The 23,524-nt window shown below is 68.0% G+C and carries 22 protein-coding genes; 16 read left to right on the forward strand and 6 right to left on the reverse strand.

What is annotated here, in order from left to right; translation table 11 throughout:
• Positions 1 to 12 precede the first annotated feature (12 nt).
• The 3 genes from FHW81_RS22275 (at position 13) to FHW81_RS22285 (ending at position 2,723) form a co-directional block, all read left to right on the forward strand.
• Positions 13 to 675 (forward strand): glutathione S-transferase family protein, encoded by a 663-nt coding sequence (locus FHW81_RS22275; protein ID WP_003087500.1) that lies wholly within the window; start codon positions 13 to 15, stop codon positions 673 to 675.
• 8 nt (positions 676 to 683) lie between these two features.
• Positions 684 to 1,490, forward strand: coding sequence for a DUF4892 domain-containing protein (locus tag FHW81_RS22280; protein ID WP_023090652.1), 807 nt, complete (start codon positions 684 to 686; stop codon positions 1,488 to 1,490).
• A gap of 165 nt (positions 1,491 to 1,655) precedes the next feature.
• The gene (locus tag FHW81_RS22285) at positions 1,656 to 2,723 is read left to right on the forward strand and encodes an AI-2E family transporter (RefSeq protein WP_003097861.1); all 1,068 of its coding nucleotides are present in this window, start codon (positions 1,656 to 1,658) and stop codon (positions 2,721 to 2,723) included.
• Between the two features lie 51 nt (positions 2,724 to 2,774).
• On the opposite strand, the gene FHW81_RS22290 is transcribed toward FHW81_RS22285, so the two are convergent.
• The 4 genes from FHW81_RS22290 to FHW81_RS22305 all read right to left on the reverse strand — a co-directional run bounded on the left by FHW81_RS22290 (position 2,775) and on the right by FHW81_RS22305 (position 7,168).
• Positions 2,775 to 4,049 (reverse strand): CynX/NimT family MFS transporter, encoded by a 1,275-nt coding sequence (locus tag FHW81_RS22290; protein WP_003114593.1) that lies wholly within the window; start codon positions 4,047 to 4,049, stop codon positions 2,775 to 2,777.
• A gap of 15 nt (positions 4,050 to 4,064) precedes the next feature.
• On the reverse strand, positions 4,065 to 4,712 hold the full coding sequence (locus FHW81_RS22295; protein WP_003097856.1) for a FadR/GntR family transcriptional regulator: 648 nt from the start codon (positions 4,710 to 4,712) through the stop codon (positions 4,065 to 4,067).
• A 137-nt stretch (positions 4,713 to 4,849) separates the two neighbouring features.
• A complete protein-coding gene (locus tag FHW81_RS22300; protein WP_034054341.1) occupies positions 4,850 to 6,379 on the reverse strand; it encodes a 3-hydroxyacyl-CoA dehydrogenase in 1,530 nt (509 codons plus the stop codon).
• Positions 6,380 to 6,382: 3 nt separating this feature from the next.
• Complete coding sequence (locus FHW81_RS22305) at positions 6,383 to 7,168, reverse strand: enoyl-CoA hydratase (RefSeq protein ID WP_171893943.1); 786 nt, start codon at positions 7,166 to 7,168, stop codon at positions 6,383 to 6,385.
• A 241-nt stretch (positions 7,169 to 7,409) separates the two neighbouring features.
• Here FHW81_RS22305 and FHW81_RS22310 point away from each other — a divergent pair, with 241 nt between their 5' ends.
• The 10 genes from FHW81_RS22310 to FHW81_RS22355 all read left to right on the forward strand — a co-directional run bounded on the left by FHW81_RS22310 (position 7,410) and on the right by FHW81_RS22355 (position 19,460).
• Positions 7,410 to 8,276, forward strand: coding sequence for an IclR family transcriptional regulator (locus FHW81_RS22310; RefSeq protein WP_003097851.1), 867 nt, complete (start codon positions 7,410 to 7,412; stop codon positions 8,274 to 8,276).
• Between the two features lie 54 nt (positions 8,277 to 8,330).
• Positions 8,331 to 9,485, forward strand: a complete 1,155-nt coding sequence (locus FHW81_RS22315) for an acyl-CoA dehydrogenase family protein (protein ID WP_003097850.1) — start codon at positions 8,331 to 8,333, stop codon at positions 9,483 to 9,485.
• A 187-nt stretch (positions 9,486 to 9,672) separates the two neighbouring features.
• The gene (locus FHW81_RS22320; RefSeq protein ID WP_003097848.1) at positions 9,673 to 9,762 is read left to right on the forward strand and encodes a K(+)-transporting ATPase subunit F; all 90 of its coding nucleotides are present in this window, start codon (positions 9,673 to 9,675) and stop codon (positions 9,760 to 9,762) included.
• Positions 9,763 to 9,772: 10 nt separating this feature from the next.
• Complete coding sequence (gene kdpA / locus FHW81_RS22325; RefSeq protein ID WP_003097846.1) at positions 9,773 to 11,467, forward strand: potassium-transporting ATPase subunit KdpA; 1,695 nt, start codon at positions 9,773 to 9,775, stop codon at positions 11,465 to 11,467.
• 11 nt (positions 11,468 to 11,478) lie between these two features.
• Positions 11,479 to 13,551, forward strand: a complete 2,073-nt coding sequence (gene kdpB, locus FHW81_RS22330) for a potassium-transporting ATPase subunit KdpB (protein ID WP_003097844.1) — start codon at positions 11,479 to 11,481, stop codon at positions 13,549 to 13,551.
• A 53-nt stretch (positions 13,552 to 13,604) separates the two neighbouring features.
• Positions 13,605 to 14,156, forward strand: coding sequence for a potassium-transporting ATPase subunit KdpC (gene kdpC, locus FHW81_RS22335; RefSeq protein ID WP_003087529.1), 552 nt, complete (start codon positions 13,605 to 13,607; stop codon positions 14,154 to 14,156).
• Positions 14,157 to 14,263: 107 nt separating this feature from the next.
• The gene (locus FHW81_RS22340; RefSeq protein WP_003114597.1) at positions 14,264 to 16,921 is read left to right on the forward strand and encodes a sensor histidine kinase; all 2,658 of its coding nucleotides are present in this window, start codon (positions 14,264 to 14,266) and stop codon (positions 16,919 to 16,921) included.
• Positions 16,922 to 17,021: 100 nt separating this feature from the next.
• Positions 17,022 to 17,714: a response regulator gene (locus tag FHW81_RS22345; protein WP_003114598.1), complete on the forward strand. Its 693-nt coding sequence runs from the start codon at positions 17,022 to 17,024 to the stop codon at positions 17,712 to 17,714.
• 121 nt (positions 17,715 to 17,835) lie between these two features.
• Complete coding sequence (gene glsB, locus FHW81_RS22350) at positions 17,836 to 18,744, forward strand: glutaminase B (RefSeq protein ID WP_003087537.1); 909 nt, start codon at positions 17,836 to 17,838, stop codon at positions 18,742 to 18,744.
• A 110-nt stretch (positions 18,745 to 18,854) separates the two neighbouring features.
• Entirely contained in the window at positions 18,855 to 19,460 is a 606-nt protein-coding gene (locus FHW81_RS22355; protein WP_003097837.1) for a DUF4893 domain-containing protein, read from the forward strand.
• A 3-nt stretch (positions 19,461 to 19,463) separates the two neighbouring features.
• Here FHW81_RS22355 and FHW81_RS22360 read toward each other — a convergent pair whose 3' ends face one another.
• Positions 19,464 to 20,501 carry a patatin-like phospholipase family protein gene (locus FHW81_RS22360; RefSeq protein ID WP_003087542.1) on the reverse strand — a complete coding sequence of 346 codons (1,038 nt, stop codon included), beginning with the start codon at positions 20,499 to 20,501 and terminating at the stop codon, positions 19,464 to 19,466.
• 114 nt (positions 20,502 to 20,615) lie between these two features.
• Between FHW81_RS22360 and FHW81_RS22365 the strand changes: the two genes are divergently transcribed.
• From FHW81_RS22365 to mnmH, 3 genes are all read left to right on the forward strand, one after another.
• A complete protein-coding gene (locus tag FHW81_RS22365) occupies positions 20,616 to 20,894 on the forward strand; it encodes a hypothetical protein (RefSeq protein WP_003097836.1) in 279 nt (92 codons plus the stop codon).
• Between the two features lie 83 nt (positions 20,895 to 20,977).
• Positions 20,978 to 22,012: a selenide, water dikinase SelD gene (gene selD / locus FHW81_RS22370; RefSeq protein ID WP_003087546.1), complete on the forward strand. Its 1,035-nt coding sequence runs from the start codon at positions 20,978 to 20,980 to the stop codon at positions 22,010 to 22,012.
• A complete protein-coding gene (mnmH, locus tag FHW81_RS22375) occupies positions 22,012 to 23,121 on the forward strand; it encodes a tRNA 2-selenouridine(34) synthase MnmH (protein ID WP_003449961.1) in 1,110 nt (369 codons plus the stop codon). Before selD ends, mnmH begins: the two co-directional genes overlap by 1 nt.
• On the opposite strand, the gene FHW81_RS22380 is transcribed toward mnmH, so the two are convergent.
• On the reverse strand, positions 23,100 to 23,447 hold the full coding sequence (locus FHW81_RS22380; RefSeq protein WP_003114600.1) for a GFA family protein: 348 nt from the start codon (positions 23,445 to 23,447) through the stop codon (positions 23,100 to 23,102). The genes mnmH and FHW81_RS22380 overlap by 22 nt on opposite strands.
• Positions 23,448 to 23,524: the final 77 nt, after the last annotated feature.

Consider the following 23,524-nt stretch of genomic DNA (forward strand, 5'->3'; position numbering starts at 1 on the left):
GAGAGTCACCCCATGATCGATCTCTACACCGCCGCCACGCCGAACGGCCACAAGGTTTCCATCGCCCTTGAGGAAATGGGCCTGCCCTACAGGGTGCACGCGCTGTCGTTCGACAAGAAGGAGCAGAAGGCTCCGGAATTCCTCAGGATCAATCCCAACGGCCGCATCCCGGCCATCGTCGACCGCGACAACGACGACTTCGCCGTCTTCGAGTCGGGCGCGATCCTCATCTACCTCGCCGAGAAGACCGGGCAACTGATGCCCGCCGACGTCAAGGGTCGCTCGCGGGTGATCCAGTGGCTGATGTTCCAGATGGGTGGGGTCGGCCCGATGCAGGGGCAGGCCAACGTGTTCTTCCGTTATTTCCCGGAGAAGTTGCAGGGCGCCATCGACCGCTACCAGCATGAGACCCGGCGCCTCTACGAAGTTCTCGACGGTCGCCTGGGCGAGGCCGAGTACCTCGCCGGCGACTACAGCATTGCCGACATCGCCACCTATCCCTGGGTGCGCATCCACGACTGGTCCGGTGTCGCCGTCGACGGGCTGGACAACCTGCAGCGCTGGATCGCCGCCATCGAGGCGCGTCCCGCGGTGCAGCGCGGACTGCTGGTGCCGCGGCGGGAGAAGGAGGGCGACGACGCCATCCGTACCGCCCAGTCGATGCTGACCCGTTGAGGGCCGGTATGCGAGGGTTCCTGTTGCTATCCCTGGGCGTTTTCAGCTTTTCGGCGCTGGCCGCCGACCTTCCCGGCAGCCATGACCTGGACGTCCTGCCGCGCTTCCCGCGCGCCGAGATCGTCGACTTCCGCCAGGCGCCGAGCGAGGAGCGGATCTACCCGCTAGGGGCGATCAGTCGCATCAGCGGTCGCCTGCGAATGGAGGGCGAGGTGCGCGCCGAAGGCGAGCTGACCGCACTGACCTACCGCTTGCCGCCCGAGCACAGCAGCCAGGAGGCGTTCGCCGCGGCGCGCACCGCGCTGCTCAAGGCCGACGCCACGCCGTTGTTCTGGTGCGAGCGGCGCGACTGCGGCTCCAGCAGCCTGCTGGCCAACGCCGTGTTCGGCAATGCCAAGCTGTACGGCCCGGACGAGCAGCAGGCCTACCTGCTGGTGCGCCTGGCGGCGCCGCAGGAGAACAGCCTGGTGGCGGTCTACTCGATCACCCGTGGCAATCGCCGCGCCTACCTGCAGGCCGAGGAACTCAAGGCCGATGCGCCGCTGGCGGAACTGCTGCCGAGCCCGGCGACCCTGCTGCGCCTGCTCAAGGCCAACGGCGAACTGACCCTCAGCCATGTGCCGGCGGAGCCGGCCGGCTCCTGGTTGGAGCTGCTGGTGCGGACCCTGCGCCTGGATACCGGGGTGCGGGTCGAGCTGTCCGGCAAGCACGCCCAGGAGTGGCGCGACGCCCTGCGCGGGCAGGGCGTGCTGAACAGCCGCATGGAGCTGGGCCAGTCGGAGGTCGAGGGCCTGCACCTCAACTGGCTGCGTTGAACGCGTTCGCCCGGGCCTGCGGGCCCGGGCGATGGCGAAAATGCCTTCGGCAAGGCCGCCCGCCAGAGTAGACTGCCTTTCCCCCGCGCCCCACGCTCCGGCTGGAAACGGCGCACGCCGAGCGCTGTCTATCGGTGTATCCCCCTTTGAGGAAGGCCTGCCTTGATGTTCGATAACGATCGGCTGTTGCTTCGCGTGCTGCTGTTCGGTCTGCTCGGTGCCAGTCTCTGGGTGCTGGCGCCATTCTGGTCGGCGCTGTTCTGGGCCGCGGTGCTGGCTTTCGCCAGTTGGCCGCTGATGCGCATGCTCACGCGCCTGCTCGGTGGCCGCGAGTCGCTGGCGGCGGGCCTGCTGACCCTGGGCTGGATCGTCCTGGTGGCATTGCCGCTGATCTGGCTCGGCTTCGGCCTGGCGGACAACGTTCGCTCGCTGATGGAGCTGCTGAAGAATCTCCAGGTCGAGGGCCTGCCGCCGCCGCCTTCGTGGATGGCCGGCGTACCGCTGATCGGCGACCGCCTGATCGGCTGGTGGGACTCCATCGACCAACAGGGCGTGGCGTTCTTCTACGTGCTCAAGCCCTATGTCGGCGAGGTCGGCAACTGGCTGCTGGCGCGCAGCGCGAAGATCGGCGGAGGGATCCTTGAACTGGTCCTCAGCCTGATCCTGATCTTCTTCTTCTACCGCGACGGGCCGCGCCTGGAGTCCATCGTCCACCGTGCCCTGGAACGCCTGATCGGCAACCGCGCGGAGCACTATCGCGACCTTGTCGCCGGCACCGTACAGCGGGTGGTCAACGGGGTGATCGGTACCGCCGCGGCGCAAGCCCTGCTGGCCTGGATCGGCTTCATGATCGCCGGCGTACCGGGAGCCATGCTGCTCGGCCTGCTGACCTTCGCCTGCAGCCTACTGATGGTCCCGCCGCTGGTCTGGGGGCCGGCCACCGCCTGGCTGTTCTTCAAGGGCGACTATGGCCACGGGGTGTTCCTCGGCCTGTGGGGCTTCTTCATCATCAGCGGGGTGGACAACATCCTCAAACCCTACCTGATCAGCCGTGGCGGCAACCTGCCGCTGGTGGTGGTGCTGCTCGGGGTATTCGGCGGCCTGCTGGCGTTCGGCTTCATGGGCCTGTTCCTCGGCCCGATCCTGCTGGCAGTGGCCTACAACCTGCTCAGCGACTGGATCGCCAGCACGCCGCGGACGCCGCCCGCCGAAGGGCGCGGCCCGGATGCCTGAGTGACGAAGGAGAAAAAGCCCCGCGATGCGGGGCTTTTTGCGTCTGCGGGGCTACAGGTGTTCGCTGCGGGCCCCCACGTACTGGCTGCGCCCGGCGCCGAGGCCGAACAGGGTGGCGGCGATGGCGACGCCGATGAAGATATAGCCGACCGCGTTCCAGCCGCCGGTCAGGTCGTGGACCACGCCGACCATGAACGGCCCCATGGCCGCCAGGGTGTAGCCGACGCCCTGGGCCATGCCCGACAGATGCGAGGCGACGTGGGCGTCGCGCGAGCGCAGGACGATCAGCGCCAGGGCGATGCTGAAGGTACCGCCCTGGCCGAGGCCGAGCAGGACCGCCCAGCCCCAGATGGTCTGCAGCGGCGCATAGAGGAAGCCGAGCAGGCCGGCGAGGGTGGTCGCCATCACCAGCACCACCGCCAGGCGCTGGTCCCTGGCGCGAGCGGCGAGCCAGGGCGCGAGCAGGGCGGTGATCAGTTGCAGCATCACCGAGCCGGACAGCACCAGGCCGGCTTCTACCGCAGTCATGCCGCGGTCGATCAGGATCGACGGCAGCCAACCGAAGACGATGTAGGCCAGGGACGATTGCAGGCCCATGTACAGCGTGACCTGCCAGGCCAGCGGGTCGCGCCACAGGCCGATGACACGGAAGGCCTGGCGATGGGCGTGCTGGCCCTGGCGGGTCTGCGGCAGCCAGAAGGCGGCGGCGAGGATCGCCGGCAGCGACCAGAACGCCAGCGCCAGTTCCCAGTTGCCGAAGAGCTTCTCCAGCGGCGCGGTAGCGCCGGCGGCGAGCGCTGCGCCCAGGCACAGGGCCATGGTGTAGACCCCGGTCATCACCCCGGCCTGGCGCGGGAAGTCGCGTTTGACGATGCCCGGCAGGAGCACGCCGATGATGCCGATGCTGGCGCCGGCCAGGACGCTGCCGGCGAACAGGCCGAACACCGGGAACAGGCTGCGCAGGACGATGCCGCCGGCCAGGCAGAAGAGGATCAGCAGCACGCTGCGCTCGGCGCCGATACGCCGGGCCAGGCGCGGCGCGAGCGGCGCGAACAACCCCAGGCAGAGTACCGGCGCGGTGGTCAGCAGGCCGGCGGCAGCGGCTGAGAGGCCGGTATCGTCGCGCACCTGGTTGAGCAGGGGGGCGAGGCTGGACAGCGCCGGGCGCAGGTTCAGCGCCACCAGCACCAGGCCCAGCAGGAGCAGCCAGGGGCGTAGTGGCGGCGCCGGCGGAACTGGTTCGTCGTCGACTTCGGCATCGATCAGCAGTTCTTCCGGAGGATGGCCGGGGTGCGCTCCCGGCCGGGCATTCAAGGCGTGAGTCATGGGTCTGTCCCGGGTTCAGATCAGCAGTGCGCGGTTGGCCGCGGCGGCAGCGTCCGGGTCTCCGCGTTCTATGGCGTCGAGCAGTTGCTGGTGCAGCTCGAAGCAGGGCTGGGCCCTTTGTGGGTCGGCCATGGTGCGTTCCAGCGAGGTCCGGATGACCTGCGAGAAATAGCGGTAGAGTTCGCTGAGCACCGGATTGTGGGCGGCATCGACCATCCGTTGGTGGAAGCGGACGTCGTGCTCTATGTAGTCCTGCAGGTCGGCGCTGCCGTAGCGCTGGCGCGAAGCGTCGAGATGTTCGCGCAATGCGCTCAGGTCGCTGTCGTCGCGGCGAACGGCTGCCAGGCGCGCCGCCTCGATCTCGATCATCCCGCGTGCCTCCAGGGAGTGCTGCACCGCGCTGCGCGCCAGCACCAGCATGGTTTCCAGCGGATCGGCGCAGGCGCGCACGTAGGTGCCGTCGCCCTGGCGGACTTCCAGCACGCCGGAGAAGGTCAGCACCCGCACCGCTTCGCGCACGGTGTTGCGGCTCATGCCGAGCAGCTCGGCGAGTTCCGGCTCCGGCGGCAGGCGCTGGCCGAGCGGCCAATGGCCGGCGTCGATGCGCTGGCGGATCTGCTCCAGGGCGATGTCCACCAGGGAGCGCTTGAGGGGAATGGTCACGGAAGAAACATCCAATCATCGGATGAATTTGCGCGCAGGATACATCGGCAGCTGCAAGCCCGGAAAGCGTCGCTCGGGGAAAAAGCGTTGGCCTGGCGGCGAGACGCATGACGCTGCGCCGCCAGGTCGCCGATGCGTCAGCCTACGGCGGCGGTTTCGCCGGCGCGCAGGGACATGCCCAGTTGCGCTCGTCGGCGCAGCCAGGGACTGGGCCGGTAGCGCGGGTCACCGGTAAGCGTCTGCAAGCGCTGGAGAATGCTCAGCAGGCGCCGCGGGCCGAGGCGGTCGCCCCATTCCAGCGGGCCGTGGGGATAGCCGAGGCCGAGGTGCACCGCCTGGTCGATATCCTCGACGCTGGCAATGCCCTGCTGGGCGATGTCGCAGGCGAGGTTGACGATCATCGCCAGTACCCGCTGGACGACGAAGCCGGGACTGTCGCGCAGCACCGTGACCCCGACGCCGTCGCCAGCCAGTAGCGCGTGGGCGGCGTCGCGCATGGCCGGGGTAGTCAGTGGCGAGAGCATCAGGCAGCGCCGGCGCTCGAGGTCGCAGAGCAGGTCGATGCCGACGCTGCGCTCGGCGGGACAGGCGAAGCGCTGCACGGCGCTGCCCAGGTCCTCGCCCCAGGCGGCCAGCAGGCAGAGCGCTGCGGCGGAAGGGCGTTCGCCGGTTTCCGGCTCGACGCCGAGGCGATGCAGCAGTTCGGCGAGCGTGCGGCGGTCGTCCTCGTTTTCGCAGCCCAGCCACACCGGGGGCCGGATGGCGGCCTGCGGCACCGGTTGCGGACCGGGCTTGTCCTGCGGCTGGCCGTCGACGTAGCGATAGAAGCCCTGGCCGCTCTTGCGCCCGAGACGGCCGGCGGCGAGCAACTGGCGGGTCAGCGGGTGCGGGCGGTAGCGCGGTTCCTGGTAGTACTGCTGGTAGATCGATTCCATTACCGGGTGCGACACGTCGAGGCCGGTAAGATCGAGCAGTTCGAACGGCCCCATGCGGAAGCCGGCACACTCGCGCAGCACACGGTCGATCTCGGCGCATTCGGCGACGCCTTCGCCGAGGATGCGCAGGGCCTCGGTGCCATAGGCGCGGCCGGCATGGTTGACGATGAAGCCGGGGCTGTCCTTGGTCCGTACGCCGCGGTGGCCCAGGCGCGCGGCGAGGGCGAGCAGGGCGTCGCCGACTTCCGGAGCGCTGGCCAGGCCGTCGACCACCTCGACCACGCGCATCAGCGGCACCGGGTTGAAGAAGTGAAAGCCGGCGACCCGCTGCGGCCGCTCGCAGGCGGCGGCGATGGCGGTGATCGACAACGACGAGGTATTGCTGGCGAGGATGGTCTCCGGCGCGACTATGGCTTCCAGCCGGCGCAGCAATTCCTGCTTGGCCTCCAGGCGCTCGACGATGGCCTCCACCACCAGTTCGCAGTCGCCCAGTTGTTCCAGGCGTTCCGCCACCCGCAGCCGGTTTTGCGCGGCCTCGGCGTCGGCGGCGCTCAGCTTGCCTTTGCCGCACAGGCTCTCGAAGGTCTGCCGCAGGCGCTGGCGTGCCTCGGCGGCGGCCTCGGCGCGGCTGTCGAACAGCCACACAGTCAGGCCGGCCTGGGCGGCGATCTGGGCGATCCCGGTGCCCATCGCACCGGTACCGACCACGGCGATACAACGAATATCGGGCATCGTCTATTTCCCCTGGTAGTTCGGCGGGCGTTTCTCCAGGAAGGCGTGCATGCCTTCCTTCTGGTCCTGCGAGTCGAACAGCAACTGGAACGCCTTGCGTTCCAGGGCCAGGGCACTGTCCAGCGGCAGGTCGGCACCGGCCAGGACCACCTCCTTGATCTGCGCCAGCGCCAGAGGGGGCAGGCGGGCGATCTCCGTGGCCAGTTCCAGGGCGCGCGCCAGCGTCGACTCGTCCGCCACCACTTCGCTGACCAGGCCCATGGCCAGCGCTTGCGGAGCCTTCACCAGGCAGCCGGTGAACAGCATGCGCAGCGCCTGGAACTTGCCCACCGCCCGTACCAGGCGCTGGGTGCCGCCGGCACCCGGCATCACCCCGACCTTGATCTCCGGCTGGGCGAACTGTGCCGACTCGCCGGCGACGATCAGGTCGCAATGCATCGCCAGTTCGCAGCCGCCGCCCAGGGCGAAGCCGTTGACCGCGGCGATCACCGGCTTCGGGCAGCGCGCGATGGCTTCCCAGTAGCGCTCGCTGTGGCGGCCGTACAGGCCGATCGCCGTGCTCGTCGAGAGATCGCGGAGATCGGCGCCAGCTGCAAAGCAGCGCGAGTCGCCGGTGAGCACGATGACGCGGATCGCCGGATCCGCGCCGAGCGTCTGGAAGTGGCTGGCGAGGCGCTGGCGCACTTCGTCGTTCAGCGCGTTCCTGGCTTGCGGACGATTGAGGCGAAGCAGGGCGATATCGGCTGCGGGAAATTCGAGCAGGACCACGGGCGAAGGATTGGCGGACATGGAAGCTCCGATGAATTGATATTTCGCTATGCGAAATATAGTTTCATGATTTATCGAAAATAATCAGCGCCAGCCGGGGCGTTGTAAATACTCGCGTCGGATTTTGGACGATCTACTTATACAATTTACTGTTTTAAAAGGATTTTATTTTCGTTGTTGAAAGTGCATGGGTTCTTCTATTAGTTTCGCTATGCGAAATATGATTTTGTTTTATTGATTTTTTGAAAAAGAGGTCCCTACTATGCGCGGCAACGACGAGCGCCGGAGTCCGGCGGAAGGTGCCAGTACGGAAGCGGAAGTGTCCGCCTTCGAAGCTGTGCTGATCGACCCGATGCAGGAGAAAGACGAGGAACTCAAGGACCGCCAGTTCGTCACCGCGCTGGCCCGCGGGTTGGAATTGCTGCGCTGTTTCACACCACGGGAAAGCCTGCTGGGCAACCAGGAACTGGCGAAGAAGACCGGCCTGCCGAAGCCGACGGTGTCGCGTCTGACCCACACCCTGACCCGGCTGGGCTATCTGCGTCACCTGCCGCATAGCGGCAAGTACCAGTTGGAAGTGGGCGTGATGTCGTTCGGCTACGCGATGCTCTCGAACCTGTCGATTCGCGCGCTCGCCCGCCCTTTGATGGAAGAGATGGCCGGCTACGCCAAGGCCGCGGTGGCCATGGCGGCCCGCGACCGGCTGAGCATGGTCTACCTCGACGTGGTGCATGGCGAGGCCAACCTGACCATGCGTCGCCAGGTCGGCAGCCACCTCTCGCTGCACCGCAGCGCGATCGGTCGGGCCTGCCTGGCGGCGATGCCGGAGGACGAGCGGGAGTTCATCCTCGGGCACATCCGCAAGCGCCACCCGGAAGACTGGCCGGAAGTGCGCAAGGGGCTGGAGCGGGCCTTCCGCGACTATGCCGACTACGGCTTCTGCCTGTCGCTCGGCGAGTGGCAACGCGACGTCAACGCGGTGGGCGTGGCCTTGCACCATGAGAGCCATGGGCTACTGGCGTTCAATTGCGGCGGGCCGAGTTTCCATCTCAAGCGCGAGAAACTGGAGGACGACATCGGCCCGCGCCTGCTGCACATGGTCCACAACATCGAGGCCGCCACCCGCTGACCGAGGCCGGTGACGGAATCATGGCAACCGGCCTAGGGGCCTATTGGAGTGAGCATGATTCGTGATCCGGAAACCCTGAACCTGCTGCTGGACAGCATCCGCCAGTTCGTCCGCGAAAGCCTGGTGCCTCATGAGCAGGAAGTGGCGGAAACCGACCGCATTCCCGAGGCGATCATCGCCCGCATGCGCGAGATGGGCCTGTTCGGCCTGTCGATCCCGGAGGCCTACGGCGGCCTCGGGGTGACCATGGAGGAAGAGGTGAGCATCGCCTTCGAGCTGGGGCGGACCTCGCCAGCGTTCCGTTCGCTGCTGGGCACCAACAACGGCATCGGCTCCCAGGGCATCGTCATCGACGGCACCGAAGAACAGAAGCGGCGCTACCTGCCGCGCCTGGCGTCGGGCGAACTGCTCAGTTCGTTCTGCCTCACCGAACCGGACTCCGGTTCCGACGCCGCCTCGCTGAAGACCACGGCGGTGCGTGACGGCGAGCACTACGTGCTCAACGGTACCAAGCGCTTCATCACCAACGCCCCGCAGGCCGGCATCTACACCGTGATGGCGCGCACCGACCCGGCGATCCGTGGCGCCGGCGGAATCTCCGCTTTCGTCGTCGAGCGCGGTACGCCCGGGCTGTCCCTGGGCAAGCCGGATCGCAAGATGGGACAGAAGGGCGCGCATACCTGTGACGTGATCTTCGACGACTGCCGGGTGCCTGCCAGTCAGTTGATCGGCGGGGTCGAGGGCGTCGGCTTCAAGACCGCGATGAAGGTGCTCGACAAGGGCCGCCTGCACATCGCCGCAGTCTGTGTGGGGGTCGCCGAGCGGATGCTCGAGGATGCGTTGCGCTATGCCCTGGAACGCAAGCAGTTCGGCCAGCCGATCGCCGAGTTCCAGTTGATCCAGGCGATGCTTGCCGACAGCAAGGCCGAAGCCTACGCGGCGCGCTGCATGGTCATCGACGCCGCGCGGCAGCGCGACGAAGGCCGCGATGTCGGTACCGAGGCGTCCTGCGCCAAGCTGTTCGCCTCGGAAATGTGCGGCCGCGTCGCCGACCGCGCGGTGCAGATCTTCGGCGGCGCCGGCTATATCGGCGACTACGGGATCGAGCGCTTCTATCGCGACGTGCGGCTGTTCCGCATCTACGAGGGCACCACGCAGATCCAGCAACTGCTGATCGCCCGCAACATGATCCGCGCCGCCCAGGGCTAGCGTCGATCCTTCGCCTTGTCACCGGCCGTGGCGCAGTCCCCGGCCGGTTGCTGTCCCAGGCGCTGTCCGCGCCACTCTTTACGCTTTCTTTATGCCGTCCGACGCGGCCCTGAATCGCTTCTTTACGCCCCCTTTGCGGAGACTTTCCCTCAAGCGGCAGAGGCCGCTCGAAGGAGAGATCGCACACATGACCGTTCTGGATTGGTTGTCCCTGGCCCTGGCCACGGGACTGTTCGTCTATTTGCTGGTGGCGCTGCTACGCGCCGACCGTGCCTAGGGGAGGGCACATGAACAGCCACGAGATTCTCTTGATCCTGGCCTTTTTCGCCCTGGTCCTGGTGCCTGCACCGTTCCTCGGGCGCTACTGCTTCAAGGTGATGGAAGGCCAACGCAATCTCCTCAGCGCGCCGCTGGCGCCACTGGAGCGCGTCTGCTATCGCCTGTTCGGCGTCGATCCGGCGAGCGAGCAGGACTGGAAGACCTACACCCTGGCGCTGCTGGCATTCAACCTGGCCGGCCTGGTCCTGCTGTTCTCGATCCTCATGCTGCAGGGCAGCCTGCCGCTGAACCCGCAGCACCTGCCGGGCCTGGAATGGACACTGGCGTTCAACACCGCGGTCAGTTTCGTCACCAACACCAACTGGCAGGCCTACAGCGGCGAGGCCTCGCTGAGCTACTTCAGCCAGATGGTCGGCCTCACGGTGCAGAACTTCGTCAGCGCGGCGGTCGGCCTCTGCGTGCTGGTGGCCCTGGCGCGCGGCATCAGCCGCCGCTCCACACGACAGCTGGGCAACTTCTGGGTCGACCTGACCCGCGGCACCCTCTACGTGCTGCTGCCGCTGTGCCTGCTGCTGGCGTTGCTGCTGGTCTGGCAGGGTGTGCCGCAGACCTTCTTCGACTATGTCCATGCCACCACCTTGCAAGGCGCCGAGCAGACCATCCCGCTCGGCCCGGCGGCCAGCCAGATCGCCATCAAGCAGCTGGGCACCAATGGCGGCGGCTTCTTCGGCGTCAACTCGACCCATCCGTTCGAGAACCCGAGCGCCTGGAGCAACCTGTTCGAAGTGGCCTCGATCATCCTGATCCCGGCGGCGCTGGTATTCACCTTCGGCCATTACGTGAAGGACCTGCGCCAGAGCCGCGCGATCCTCGGCTGCATGCTGCTGCTGTTCTGCCTCGGCCTGGGCCTGTCGCTGTGGGCCGAATACCAGCCGAACCCGGCGCTGGCGCAGTTGCCGATCGAGCAGGGCGCGCCGATGGAGGGCAAGGAGAGTCGCTTCGGCACCGCCGCCAGCATGCTCTGGGCGATCACCACCACCGCCGCCTCGAACGGCTCGGTGAACGCCATGCACGACAGCCTGAGCCCCCTGGGTGGCATGCTGCCGCTGCTGAACATGATGCTCGGCGAGGTGATCTTCGGCGGCGTCGGCGCCGGCCTCTACGGCATGCTGCTGTTCGTCCTGATCGCGGTGTTCCTCGCCGGCCTGATGGTCGGGCGGACGCCGGAGTACCTGGGCAAGAAACTCGAGGCGAAGGAGGTCCGCCTGCTGGTCTTCACCCTGCTGGTGATGCCTGTCGGCGTGCTGGTGCTCGGCGCCATCGCCGCCAGCCTGCCGGGGCCGGCCTCGGCGGTGACCAATCCCGGCCCGCACGGCTTCAGCCAACTGCTCTACGCCTACACCTCGGGGAGCGCCAACAACGGCTCGGCGTTTGCCGGTTTCGGTGCCAACACGCCGTTCCACAACCTGATGATCGGCCTGGCCATGCTCATCGGCCGCTTCGGCTACATCCTGCCGATCCTCGCCATCGCCGGCAGCCTGGCGGCGAAGAAGGCCAGCCCGGTGGGGCCGAACAGTTTCCCGACCCATGGTCCGCTGTTCGTCAGCCTGCTCACCGTGACCATCCTGCTGGTCGGCGGCCTGACTTTCCTGCCGACCCTGGCCCTCGGCCCGATCGCTGAACAACTGAGCCTCGGCTTCTGAAGGAATCGCACATGAACGCTCAGACCCAGGCGTCCAAGAACGCCTTGCACAAATCGCTCGAACGTCGCCACAACGCGTCCACCAGCCTCGCCGCCTTGTGGCGGCCGGCGCTGCTGCAAGCCTTCGTCAAGCTCGACCCGCGCCAGTTGCTGCGCTCGCCGGTGATGCTGGTGGTCGAACTGACCGCCGTGCTCACCACCTTGCTGTGCTTCGTCCCCGACCAGGCGGTGCCGACCTCGGTGGCGCTGCAGATCGCCCTCTGGCTGTGGTTCACCGTGCTCTTCGCCAATTTCGCCGAAGCGCTCGCCGAGGGACGTGGCAAGGCCCGCGCGGACAGTCTCAAGGCCGGCAGCCAGGGCCTCTCCGCCAATAAGCGGCGCGCCGACGGCAGTTTCGAGAGCGTCGTTGCCAGCAGCCTGCGCAAGGGCGATGTGGTACGGGTCCAGGCCGGCGAGATGATTCCCGGCGACGGCGAAGTCATCGAAGGCGTGGCGGCGGTCAACGAGGCCGCCATCACCGGCGAATCGGCGCCGGTGATCCGCGAGTCCGGCGGCGATCGCTCGGCGGTGACCGGCAACACCCAGGTGGTGTCCGACTGGCTGCTGGTACGGATCGGCGCCAACCCGGGCGAGTCGACCCTGGACCGGATGATCGCCCTGGTGGAAGGCGCCAAGCGGCAGAAGACCCCCAACGAAGTGGCGCTGGACATCCTGCTGATCGGCCTGACCCTGATCTTCCTGCTGGTGGTGGTGACCCTCAAGCCGTTCGCCCTGTTCGCCGGCGGCAACCTGCCGCTGGTGTTCCTGGTGGCGCTGCTGGTGACGCTGATCCCGACCACCATCGGCGGCCTGCTCTCGGCCATCGGCATCGCCGGCATGGACCGCCTGGTGCGCCTGAACGTGATCGCCAAGTCCGGTCGCGCGGTGGAGGCGGCCGGCGACGTCCACGTGCTGCTGCTCGACAAGACCGGCACCATCACCTTCGGCAACCGCCGCTGCAGCGCGCTGTACGCCGCGCCGGGGGTGAGCGGCAAGGAACTGGCCGAGGGCGCGTTGCTGGCCTCGCTGGCCGACGACACCCCGGAAGGCAAGTCGATCGTCGAATACCTGCGCATCCTGCATCCGATCGAGGAGCCGCGCCGCGAGGAGCTGACGCCGATCGCCTTCAGCGCGGAAACCCGCTTGTCCGGGGTCGACTGGAACGGCCAGGTGTACCGCAAGGGGGCGGTGGATGCGGCGCTGCGCTTCATCGACCTGCCGCGGGAGAAGATGCCCGAGGTGCTTTCGCGGGAGGTGGACAAGATCGCCCAGAGCGGCGGCACCCCGCTGCTGGTGGTAGCCAACGGCCGGCTGCTCGGCGCCATTCACCTGAAGGACGTGGTCAAGCCGGGCATTCGCGAGCGCTTCGCCGAACTGCGCCGGCTGGGCATCCGCACTGTGATGGTGACCGGCGACAACCCGCTGACCGCCGCTGCCATCGCCGCCGAGGCTGGGGTCGACGACGTGATCGCCGAGGCTACCCCGGAGAAGAAACTGGCGCGGATTCGCCAGGAGCAGGGCGAAGGTCGCCTGGTGGCGATGTGCGGCGACGGTGCCAACGACGCCCCGGCGCTGGCCCAGGCCGACGTCGGCATGGCCATGAACGACGGCACCCAGGCCGCCCGCGAGGCGGCCAACCTGGTCGACCTGGACAGCGACCCGACCAAGCTGCTCGACGTGGTCCAGGTGGGCAAGGAGTTGCTGGTCACCCGCGGCGCGCTGACCACCTTCTCCATCGCCAACGACGTGGCCAAGTACTTCGCCATCCTGCCGGCGCTGTTCGTCGGCATCTACCCGCAGCTCGACGTGCTCAACGTGATGCGCCTGCAAAGCCCGCAGAGCGCGATCCTGTCGGCCATCGTGTTCAACGCGCTGATCATCGTCGCGTTGATCCCATTGGCCTTGCGCGGCGTGCGGGTTCAGGCGGCGGACGCTTCGCAACTGCTGCAGCGCAACCTGCTGATCTATGGCGTCGGCGGCCTGGTGGCGCCGTTCCTCGGGATCAAGGCGATCGACCTGCTGCTGACCGCCGTCGGCCTGGCATGAACAACGGCCCTCGCCGTCGGGCGAGGGCCTGGGACTGAAGAGAGGATCTGCACATGTTCAAGCAACTCCGTCCGGCACTGGCGTCACTGCTGGTGCTGAGCCTGGTCACCGGCGTGGCCTATCCGCTGCTGGTCACCGGTATCGCCCAACTGGCGTTCCCCGAGCAGGCCAATGGCAGCCTGCTGCGCGACGCCGAGGGCAAGGTGCTCGGCTCGCGGCTGATCGCGCAGAAGTTCGACGGCGAGGAGTGGTTCCATTCGCGGCCTTCGGCGGGCGACTACGCCACCGTTTCCAGTGCCGCGAGCAACCTGGCGCCGAGCAACCCGGCACTGGCCGAGCGCATCGCCAGGGACGCTGCCCAGGAGCGTATCGCCGACCAGGGGCCGGTGCCGCTGGCGCTGGTCACTACCTCCGGTAGCGGACTCGATCCGCAGCTGCCGCCGCAGGCCGCGCGTTACCAGGCGCTGCGGGTGGCCACGGCGCGCGGGCTGCCGCTGCGGCTGGTGGAAGACCTGGTGGAAAGCCACACCGAGCGGCCGCTGGTGGGGCCGGCGGTGGTCAACGTGCTGGCGCTGAACATGGCGCTGGCGGGGTTGAAGCGCTAGGTTTCCCCAGAGACCCACGCAAGGGCTTGCAATATCGCCGCATCGGCGGATGATCGCCGGCGATCGTCCGCCCTGCGCGGCGCAGAGCAACGGAGTACGACCGATCCATGACCGACACCGCACGCGCCGACGCGCTGCTGGCCGACCTGCCCGCTGACGGGCGCGGCCGCCTGAAAGTCTTTCTCGGCGCGGCGCCGGGGGTGGGCAAGACCTTCGCCATGCTGCAGGCCGCCCAGGCCCAGTTGCGCCAGGGCGTGAAACTGCGCGCCGGGGTGGTCGAGACCCACTCGCGGGCGGAAACCGAGTCCCTCCTCGCAGGCGTGCCGCAGCAGCCGCTGCGCAGCCTCGAGTATCGAGGGATGAAACTGCAGGAAATGGACCTCGACGGTCTCCTCGCCGACCCGCCGGCGCTGGCCCTGGTCGACGAACTGGCCCACAGCAACGTTCCCGGCAGCCGCCACGCCAAGCGCTGGCAGGACATCCAGGAGTTGCTGGCGGCGGGAATCGACGTCTACACAACGGTCAACGTCCAGCACCTGGAGAGCCTCAACGACCAGGTCCGCGACATCACCGGCGTGCAGGTCCGCGAGACGGTGCCGGACTGGGTGTTGCAGGAGGCCTACGAGATCGTCCTCATCGACCTGCCGCCGCGCGAGCTGCTGGAGCGCCTGCGCGAGGGCAAGGTCTACGTGCCGGAACAGGCGCGGGCGGCGATCGATGCGTTCTTCTCGCAGACCAACCTCACCGCGCTGCGTGAACTGGCGATGCAGACCGCCGCCGCGCGGGTCGACGCCGACCTCAACCACCGCTACCGCCAGCGCGGCGAGGAAGCGCCGGCGTTGCGCGGGCGGCTGCTGGTGGGCATCGACGGTGACGAACAGGCCGAACGCCTGGTGCGCCACGCCTGCCGGGTCGCCGAACGTCGGCACCTGCCCTGGAGCGTGGTACACGTCGATACCGGCGGCTTGCGCGGCGAGCAGGCGCGGATGCGCCTGCAGGGTGCGCAGCAACTGGCCGAGCGGCTCGGCGGCGAGATCGTCGTGCTGCGCGCCGGCGAGGTGGCGCGGACCCTCCTGCAACATGCCCGCGAGCGCCGCGCCAGCCTGGTCCTGGTTGGCCAGTCGCGGCGCCGCTGGTACCGCCGGGCCTTCGGCGGTGGTCTCGCCGGGCGTCTGCTGCGCGACGGCCAGGGCCTGGAGATCAGTGCCCTGGACAGCGAGGCCGACCTGCGCCCGGCGGAACCGCGGCCACGCTATCCGGTGGTGTGGAACGACTATCTGCTGGCGCTGCTGGCGACCGCCCTGGCCAGCGGCCTGGCCTGGATCGTGGCGCACCTGCTGGAGCTGCCGAACATCTCCCTGGTGTTCCTGATGGCGGTGCTGCTGGTGGCAGTGCGCAGCAGCCTGATGCCGGCACTGCTGTGCGCGGTGGCGTCGTTCCTGGCCTATGACTTCCTGTTCATCCCGCCGCATTTTTCCTTCGCCATCCATCGCCACGAAGACCTGCTGAGCCTGGCGTTCTTCCTGTTCATGGCCGGCCTCACCGGCAACCTGGCGGCACGCCAGCGGCGCCAGCTGGAGGCGCTGCGCGATACCCAGGAGGAAACCAGCCTGCTGCTGGAGCTGTCGCGCAAGCTCACCGCCGCCACCGACCGCCAGGCGGTGCTGGCCGCCGCCGCCCAGCAGTTCGACGACTGGAAGGACGTCGAGGTCTGCCTGCTCGGTCAGGTCAATGGCGAGTGGAAGACCGAGGCCGGCGTGCAGCGGCAACTCGCCGACCAGGAACGGGTCGCCGCGGACTGGGCCTGGGCCCACGACCAGCCGGCCGGCCTCGGTACTGGCACGCTGCCCGGAGGACGCTGGTGGTGGTGGCCGCTGTCGGCGGAAGAGGGACCGCTGGCACTGCTCGGTGTCGCGCCGCTTGACGGCCAGCCGCTGAGCCCGCAGCGCCGGCGCCTGCTCGCCGCCCTCGGCCAGCCCCTGGCCCAGGCCCTGGCGCGGGCTCGCCTGGCCGAGGACCTGGAGGCCGCGCGCCTGCACGGCGAAACCGAGCAACTGCGCAGCGCCTTGCTCGCCTCGGTCTCCCACGACCTGCGCACGCCGCTGACGGCCATGCGCGGCTCCATCGACAGCCTGCTGGCGCTGGGCGAGGCGATCCCGCCGGCGGATCGTCGCGAACTGCTGGAAAGCACCCGCGACGAGGCCGAGCGACTGGACCGCTATATCCAGAACCTGCTCGACATGACCCGTCTCGGCCACGGTGGCCTGAAGCTGGCGCGCGACTGGGTGGCGCCGGGCGACATCGTCGGCAGCGCGCTGAACCGCCTGCGCGCGGTGCTGGCGCCGTACCGGGTGCAGGCGATCGTGGCCAACGACCTGCCGTTGCTCTACGTGCATGCGGCGCTGATCGAGCAGGCGCTGATCAACGTGCTGGAAAATGCCGCGCGCTTCTCGCCGAACCACGGCCGGTTGCGCATCGAGGTCAGCCAGGATGCCGCCGAGCTGCGTTTCGCGGTGAGCGACGAGGGGCCGGGGATTCCCGAGGCCGAGCGGGAGAAGATCTTCGACATGTTCTACACCGCTGCCCGTGGCGACCGCGGTGGCCAGGGCACCGGCCTGGGCCTGGCGATCTGCCAGGGCATGATCGGCGCCCACGGCGGGCGCATCAGCGTCGGCGAAGGCCTCGACGGTCGCGGCACCACGCTGGTCCTGCACCTGCCGCTGCATCCGCAGCCGGACCTCGGGCAACTGGAGGGCGACGAATGAGCCCGGCGCACTTGCCTGGCGCCCGCGCTCGCGCTATTCCTGCCGTTTCCGCGACGCCGCCGCTGGCCTGTCGCCGTGTTCACCTGCCGTGCCGAGTGCCATGACCCAATTGCAGAACAGCATCCTGCTGATCGACGACGAACCGCAGATCCGCAAGTTCCTCCGTATCAGCCTCAATGCCCAGGGCTACCGGGTGCTCGAGGCCGGCACCGGCGAAGAGGGGCTGGCCCAGGCCGCGCTGAACCGGCCGGACCTGGTGGTGCTCGACCTCGGCCTGCCGGACCGCGACGGCCAGGACATCCTTCGCGACCTGCGCGAATGGTCGCAGGTGCCGGTGCTGGTGCTGTCGGTGCGCGCCAGCGAGGGCGAGAAGGTACTGGCCCTGGATGGCGGCGCCAACGACTACGTGACCAAGCCGTTCGGCATCCAGGAGTTCCTCGCCCGCGTGCGCGTCCTGCTGCGCCAGGCGGCGCAGGGCGAAAGCCCGGAGGCGTCGGTGGCGGTCGGCCCGTTGCAGGTGGACTTCGCCTATCGCCGAGTCACCCTGGAGGGTGCGGAAGTGGCGCTGACGCGCAAGGAGTATGCGGTGCTCGCCGCGCTGGCACGCCATCTCGGACGGGTAGTGACCCAGCAGCAACTGCTCAAGGATATCTGGGGTCCGACCCATGTCGAAGACACCCATTACCTGCGGGTCGTGGTCGGCCACCTGCGCCAGAAGCTCGGCGACGATCCGGCCAGCCCGCGCTTCCTGGTGACCGAGGCGGGTGTCGGTTATCGCCTGCGCGACAGCTGACGCGCAGCGCAATTCTGCGCGAGGGGCATGCCTCCCGTGCGTTCATCGCCTATGATGCCGCGCATTCGCGCTGGCCCGGATGCGCCCGGGTCGGTGCCCCGGTGTCACCACGAAGGTCATCATGCAGCAACTGTTGAACGAGATTCTCGATGAAGTCCGCCCGCTGATCGGGCGCGGCAAGGTCGCCGACTACATCCCCGCGCTCGCCGGCGTCGAGCCGAACCAGCTGGGGATCGCCGTGTACAGCCGCGACGGCGAGCTGTTCCATGCCGGCGACGCCCTGCGGCCGTTTTCCATCCAGAGCATTTCCAAGGTGTTCAGCCTGGTCCAGGCGATCCAGCATTCCGGCGAGGACATCTGGCAACGCCTTGGCCACGAGCCCTCCGGCCAGCCTTTCAACTCCCTGGTGCAGCTGGAGTTCGAGCGCGGCAAGCCGCGCAACCCGTTCATCAATGCCGGCGCCCTGGTGATCTGCGACATCAACCAGTCGCGTTTCGCCGCGCCGGCGCAATCGATGCGCGATTTCGTCCGGCGCCTGTGCGGCAACCCGGAAGTGGTGTCGGACTCGGTGGTGGCGCGCTCGGAGTACCAGCACCGCTCGCGCAACGCGGCGGCGGCCTACCTGATGAAATCGTTCGGTAACTTCCACAACGACGTCGAGGCGGTGCTGCTCAGCTATTTCCATCATTGCGCGCTGCGCATGAGCTGCGTCGACCTGGCGCGGGCGTTCTGCTTCCTCGCCGACAAGGGCTTCTGCAAGCACAGCGGCGAGCAGGTACTCAACGAGCGGCAGACCAAGCAGGTCAACGCGATCATGGCCACCAGCGGGCTCTACGACGAGGCCGGCAACTTTGCCTATCGGGTCGGCCTGCCGGGCAAGAGCGGTGTCGGCGGCGGCATCATCGCGGTAGTGCCGGGGCGCTTCACGGTCTGTGTCTGGTCGCCGGAACTGAACGCCGCGGGCAATTCGCTGGCGGGTATCGCCGCGCTGGAGAAACTCAGCGAGCGGATCGGCTGGTCGATCTTCTGAAACCGCCGCCCGTCGTGGCGGCGCTCGAATTCCCGGCGCCGCTGCGCTATGTTCTGCGGCTACCGCTTGCCGGCGCCGGATGCGCCGGTCCACTCGCCAGGAAGGTCGCCATGTCCCGTCCGATCCCCGTTTCCCGTGTCTTCGCCTGCCTCACCGTTCTCGCCGCCTGCGCGCATGCCGGCGCCGCCGAACCGGACTGGCGTGGCTACACCAGCGAACAGCAGCAGCGCAGCGTGCTGGCCGTCGAGCAGGACGCCGAGGCCATCAACAAGCGCTACTACGACAGTGCCTTCGAGGAATTCCTGCCGGAACTGGAGCAACTGGAACTCAGCCTGGCGCAGCCCGTCGTCGCCGTCGACGAGAAAGGCCTGCTGGGCGACTGGAAGTGCCGCTCGACCCAGGCCGACCAGTACGGCATCTATCGCTATCCGAACTTCCAGTGCCGCATCCGGCGTACCGACCGCGGCCTGTTCCTGGAGAAGACCAGCGGTTCGCAGCGGGTCAGCGGCTACCTGTTCCGCGAAGGCACGCAGCGCTACGTGTTCCTCGGCGGCGCCACGGTCAACGACGAGCCCCAGGTGGCCTTCAGTGGCCTGGCCCACGGCGCGCCGGCTGAGTCCGACGTGGTCGCGCTGCTGCGCCCGCACGCCGGTGGCTTCCTCCTGCTGTTCCCGGAACGGCGCGGCGGCTACGAGGTCCTCGAGTTCAGCCGCTGAGGCTCAGGCGTTGTCTTCCTCGTAGCGGTCCAGGGTGTCGCTGGCGATCTGCCGGCCGAGGGCGATCAATTCCGGCGCCTTGTAGAACTCGAAGAAGCGGCAGACCCGCTTCGGCACGTTGATCAGGATGTCCGGCGGGTAGCCGGCGATCTTGTACTGCGCCAGCGAGGTCTGCATCACCTCGAAGCTCTGGTTGACCAGTTCCAGCAGCGATGCCGGACCGCTGCTTTCCACCACCGTGGTGCCGCTGGCCGACTTCGGCGAGTCCTTGCCTTGCGGCGCCGCGGCCGGCTGTTGCAGTTGCGGCTCGGCGGGCTCCTCGGATTCCGCCGGAACCGGATGGAGCAGGGCGTCGGCGCTCAGCTCCGGCGGGGTATTGTCGTCGCCGTGGCGGCGGAAGAACGAGAGTTTGTGACCGAGGCTCTCGATCATGCTGTCGAAGCGCCCCTTGAGCGCGGCCGGACGCTCGATCACCGGCAGGTGGTACTGCTTCTGGTTGGTGGCGTTGAGATTGACCGCGATGATCAGGTCGCTGTGGGCCGACACCACCGGCACGATCGGCAACGGGTTGAGCAGGCCGCCGTCGACCAGCATGCGGCTGCCCTGCATGACCGGTGTGAACAGGCTGGGGATTGCCGCCGAGGCGCGCATGGCCTGGTGCAGGCAGCCTTCCTGGAACCAGATTTCCTGCTGGTTGGTGAGGTCGGTGGCAACCGCCGTGTAGGGAATCGACAGGTCCTCGATGTTTACCTCGCCGAGGATCTCGTGGATCTTGCCGAACACCCGCTCGCCGCGGATCGCGCCGAGGCGGAAGCTGACGTCGAGCAGGCGCAGCACGTCGAGGTAATCCAGGCTTTCCACCCACTCGCGGTACTCGCGCAGCTTGCCGGCGGCGTAGATGCCGCCGATCACCGAGCCCATGGAACAACCGGCGATGCAGGTGATCTCATAGCCGCGTGCCTCGAGTTCCTCGATCACGCCGATGTGCGCGTAGCCGCGCGCACCGCCGGAGCCCAATACCAGGGCGACCTGTTTGCTCATCTGCAACCCCTTGCCAATACTGCGTGACGAAGCGAAAACGATACGCGTGTCGCCCGGCCGCCGCCAAGTGCGTCGCGGCGATGCGCGGCCCTTTCCCTGTCCGGAGATCGTTCGATGAAAACCTGGATCGTTCTGCCCGTCCTTGCCCTGACCCTGGCCGGCTGCGCCGGCAAGACCGCCTACCGGGAGAACTGCGCCGACCAGTTGGACGCGGCCTGGAAGGAACTCGACCTGGCCAAGGCCGAAGGCTTCGCCGGCACCGTCAGCTACTCGAAGGCCCTGACCCTGCTCACCGGGGCCAAGACCCAGCAGCAGTTCGAGGCCTACGAGGGCTGCACCAGCAAGGCCGAGAAGGCGCGCTTCTATATCCGCGAGTCGCGCGCCGGGCGCTGAGCCGGGCGCGGCGATCGGTCCTCTGGCGGCGGCGCCGGCTTTGCTAGAATGGGCACTTTTCCGACATCCACGGGAGTACACCGATGAGCGAGGCGATCCGCCTGACCCAGTACAGCCACGGCGCCGGCTGCGGCTGCAAGATTTCGCCCAAGGTACTGGAGGTGATCCTCGCCGGCAGCGGCGCGCAGAACCTCGATCCGAAGCTCTGGGTCGGCAACGCCTCGCGCGACGACGCGGCTGTCTACGCCCTCGACGAGGAGCGCGGGGTGGTCTCCACCACCGATTTCTTCATGCCGATCGTCGACGACCCCTTCGACTTCGGCCGTATCGCCGCGACCAACGCCATCAGCGATATCTACGCCATGGGCGGCGACCCGCTGATGGCCATCGCCATCCTCGGCTGGCCGGTCAACGTGCTGGCCGCGGAAGTCGCCCGCGAGGTGATCGCCGGCGGCCGCAAGGTCTGCGAGGAAGCCGGCATCCCGCTGGCCGGCGGACACTCCATCGACGCCCCCGAGCCGATCTTCGGCCTGGCCGTGACCGGCGTGGTGGAGAAGCGCTTCATGAAACGCAACGACACCGCCGAGGCCGGCTGCAGGCTGTACCTGACCAAGCCGCTGGGCATCGGCATCCTCACCACCGCCGAGAAGAAGGCCAGGCTGCGCGCCGAGGACGTCGGCGTGGCGCGTGACTGGATGTGCACCCTGAACAGGCCCGGCGCGCGCTTCGGCCGGTTGGCGGGGGTCAAGGCGATGACCGACGTCACCGGTTTCGGCCTGCTCGGCCACCTGGTGGAAATGGCCGACGGCAGCAAGCTCACCGCACGCGTGGAGTACGCCGCGGTACCGCGCCTGGCCAGTGCCGAATATTACCTGGAGCAGGGCTGCGTGCCTGGCGGCACCCTGCGCAACTTCGACAGCTATGGCGAGCGCATCGCGCCACTGCCGGAAGTGCAGAAGCTGTTGCTTTGCGATCCGCAGACCAGCGGCGGCCTGCTGGTGGCGGTGGCTCCGGAAGGCGAGGCGGAGTTCCTCGCCGTGGCGGCGGAACTCGGCCTGCAACTGGCGCCGATCGGCGAGCTGGTCGAGCGACAGAGTCTCGCGGTACAGGTGCTGTAATGCGCGACAACACCCAGCACTACCGCGAACTGTTTCTCGACGATATCCCCCTGATGGATGTGCGCGCCCCGGTGGAGTACCACAAGGGCGCCTTTCCCAACACTGTCAACCGGCCGCTGATGAACGACATCGAGCGGCAGAAGGTCGGCACCAGCTACAAGCAGCACGGCCAGCAGGCCGCCATCGCCCTTGGCCACGAACTGGTCTGCGGGGCGCTCAAGGCCGAACGGCTGGCGGCCTGGAAAGCCTTCGCCGAAGCCAACCCGAACGGCTACCTGTATTGCTTCCGCGGCGGCCTGCGCTCGCAGATCGTCCAGCAGTGGCTGAAGCAGGACGCCGGCATCGACTACCCACGGGTGATCGGCGGCTACAAGGCGTTGCGCAACTTCCTTTTCGAAACCACCCGCGCGGCGGTCGACGAGTGCGATTTCGTGCTGGTCGGCGGCCTCACCGGTTGCGGCAAGACCGAGGTGATCGCGGCGCTGGACAACAGCCTCGATCTCGAAGGCCACGCCAACCATCGCGGCTCCAGCTTTGGCCGGCGAGCCACGCCGCAGCCGGCGCAGATCGACTTCGAGAACCGCCTGGCCATCGACATCCTGAAGAAGCGTCATCGTGGCGTCGGCCAGTTCGTCCTCGAGGACGAGGGGCGGATCGTCGGCAGCTGCTCCTTGCCGCTGGAGCTGTACCAGGGTATGCAGAGTTACCCGCTGGTCTGGCTGGAGGATGCCTTCGAGCAGCGTGTCGAGCGTATCCTCAGGGACTACGTGATCGATCTGCGCAGCGAGTTCGAGCGCGTGGTGGGCGTGGAGGAGGGCTTCGCCGCCTTCTCCGCCTACCTGCAGAAGAGCCTCGCCGGCATCGTCAAGCGCCTCGGCGGCGAGCGCTACCAGCGGCTGGCGGCGATCCTCGTGCAGGCGCTGGAAGAGCAGGGCCGCGACGGCTCGGTGGATACCCATCGCGGCTGGATCGAGGGGCTGCTCAAGGAGTACTACGACCCGATGTACGCCTTCCAGCGGCAGAGCAAGGAAGACCGCGTCGAGTTCCGCGGCAACCAGGCCGAGGTGATCGGCTACCTGCGCCAGCGTCAGGCGTTGCGGCCATCGTAGTGCTGTACCGGGAGCGCGTTGGCGTCGATGTCCTCCAGGCAGCGCGCGTTGACCGCGGCCATCGCCTGGCCGTCCGGACCTATGCCTTCGCTGAACGGCGCGCAGCCGCAGGTGGGGCAGAAGTGATGCTGCAGGCGGTGGGTGTTGAAGGTGTAGGTGTGCATCGCGCTGGCCGGCGTCTTCAGCGCCAGACGGTCGCGCGGGACGAACCACAGCAGCCAGCCGCGCCGGCTGCACAGTGAACAGTTGCACTGGATCACCTGGTCGAGGTCGCCTTCGACTTCGTAGGCGATGGTTCCGCAGTGGCAGCTTCCTCGATAGTTCATGGCAGGGCTCCTGGGTGAGGGTAGGGCAAGTCTAGCCGCTGCCTCCAGGTGGCGCAGGGCTGCGGCGCAGACGGTCG

The sequence above is a fragment of the Pseudomonas sp. RC10-4-2 genome (genome assembly GCF_050433085.1).
GTDB lineage: Bacteria > Pseudomonadota > Gammaproteobacteria > Pseudomonadales > Pseudomonadaceae > Pseudomonas > Pseudomonas aeruginosa.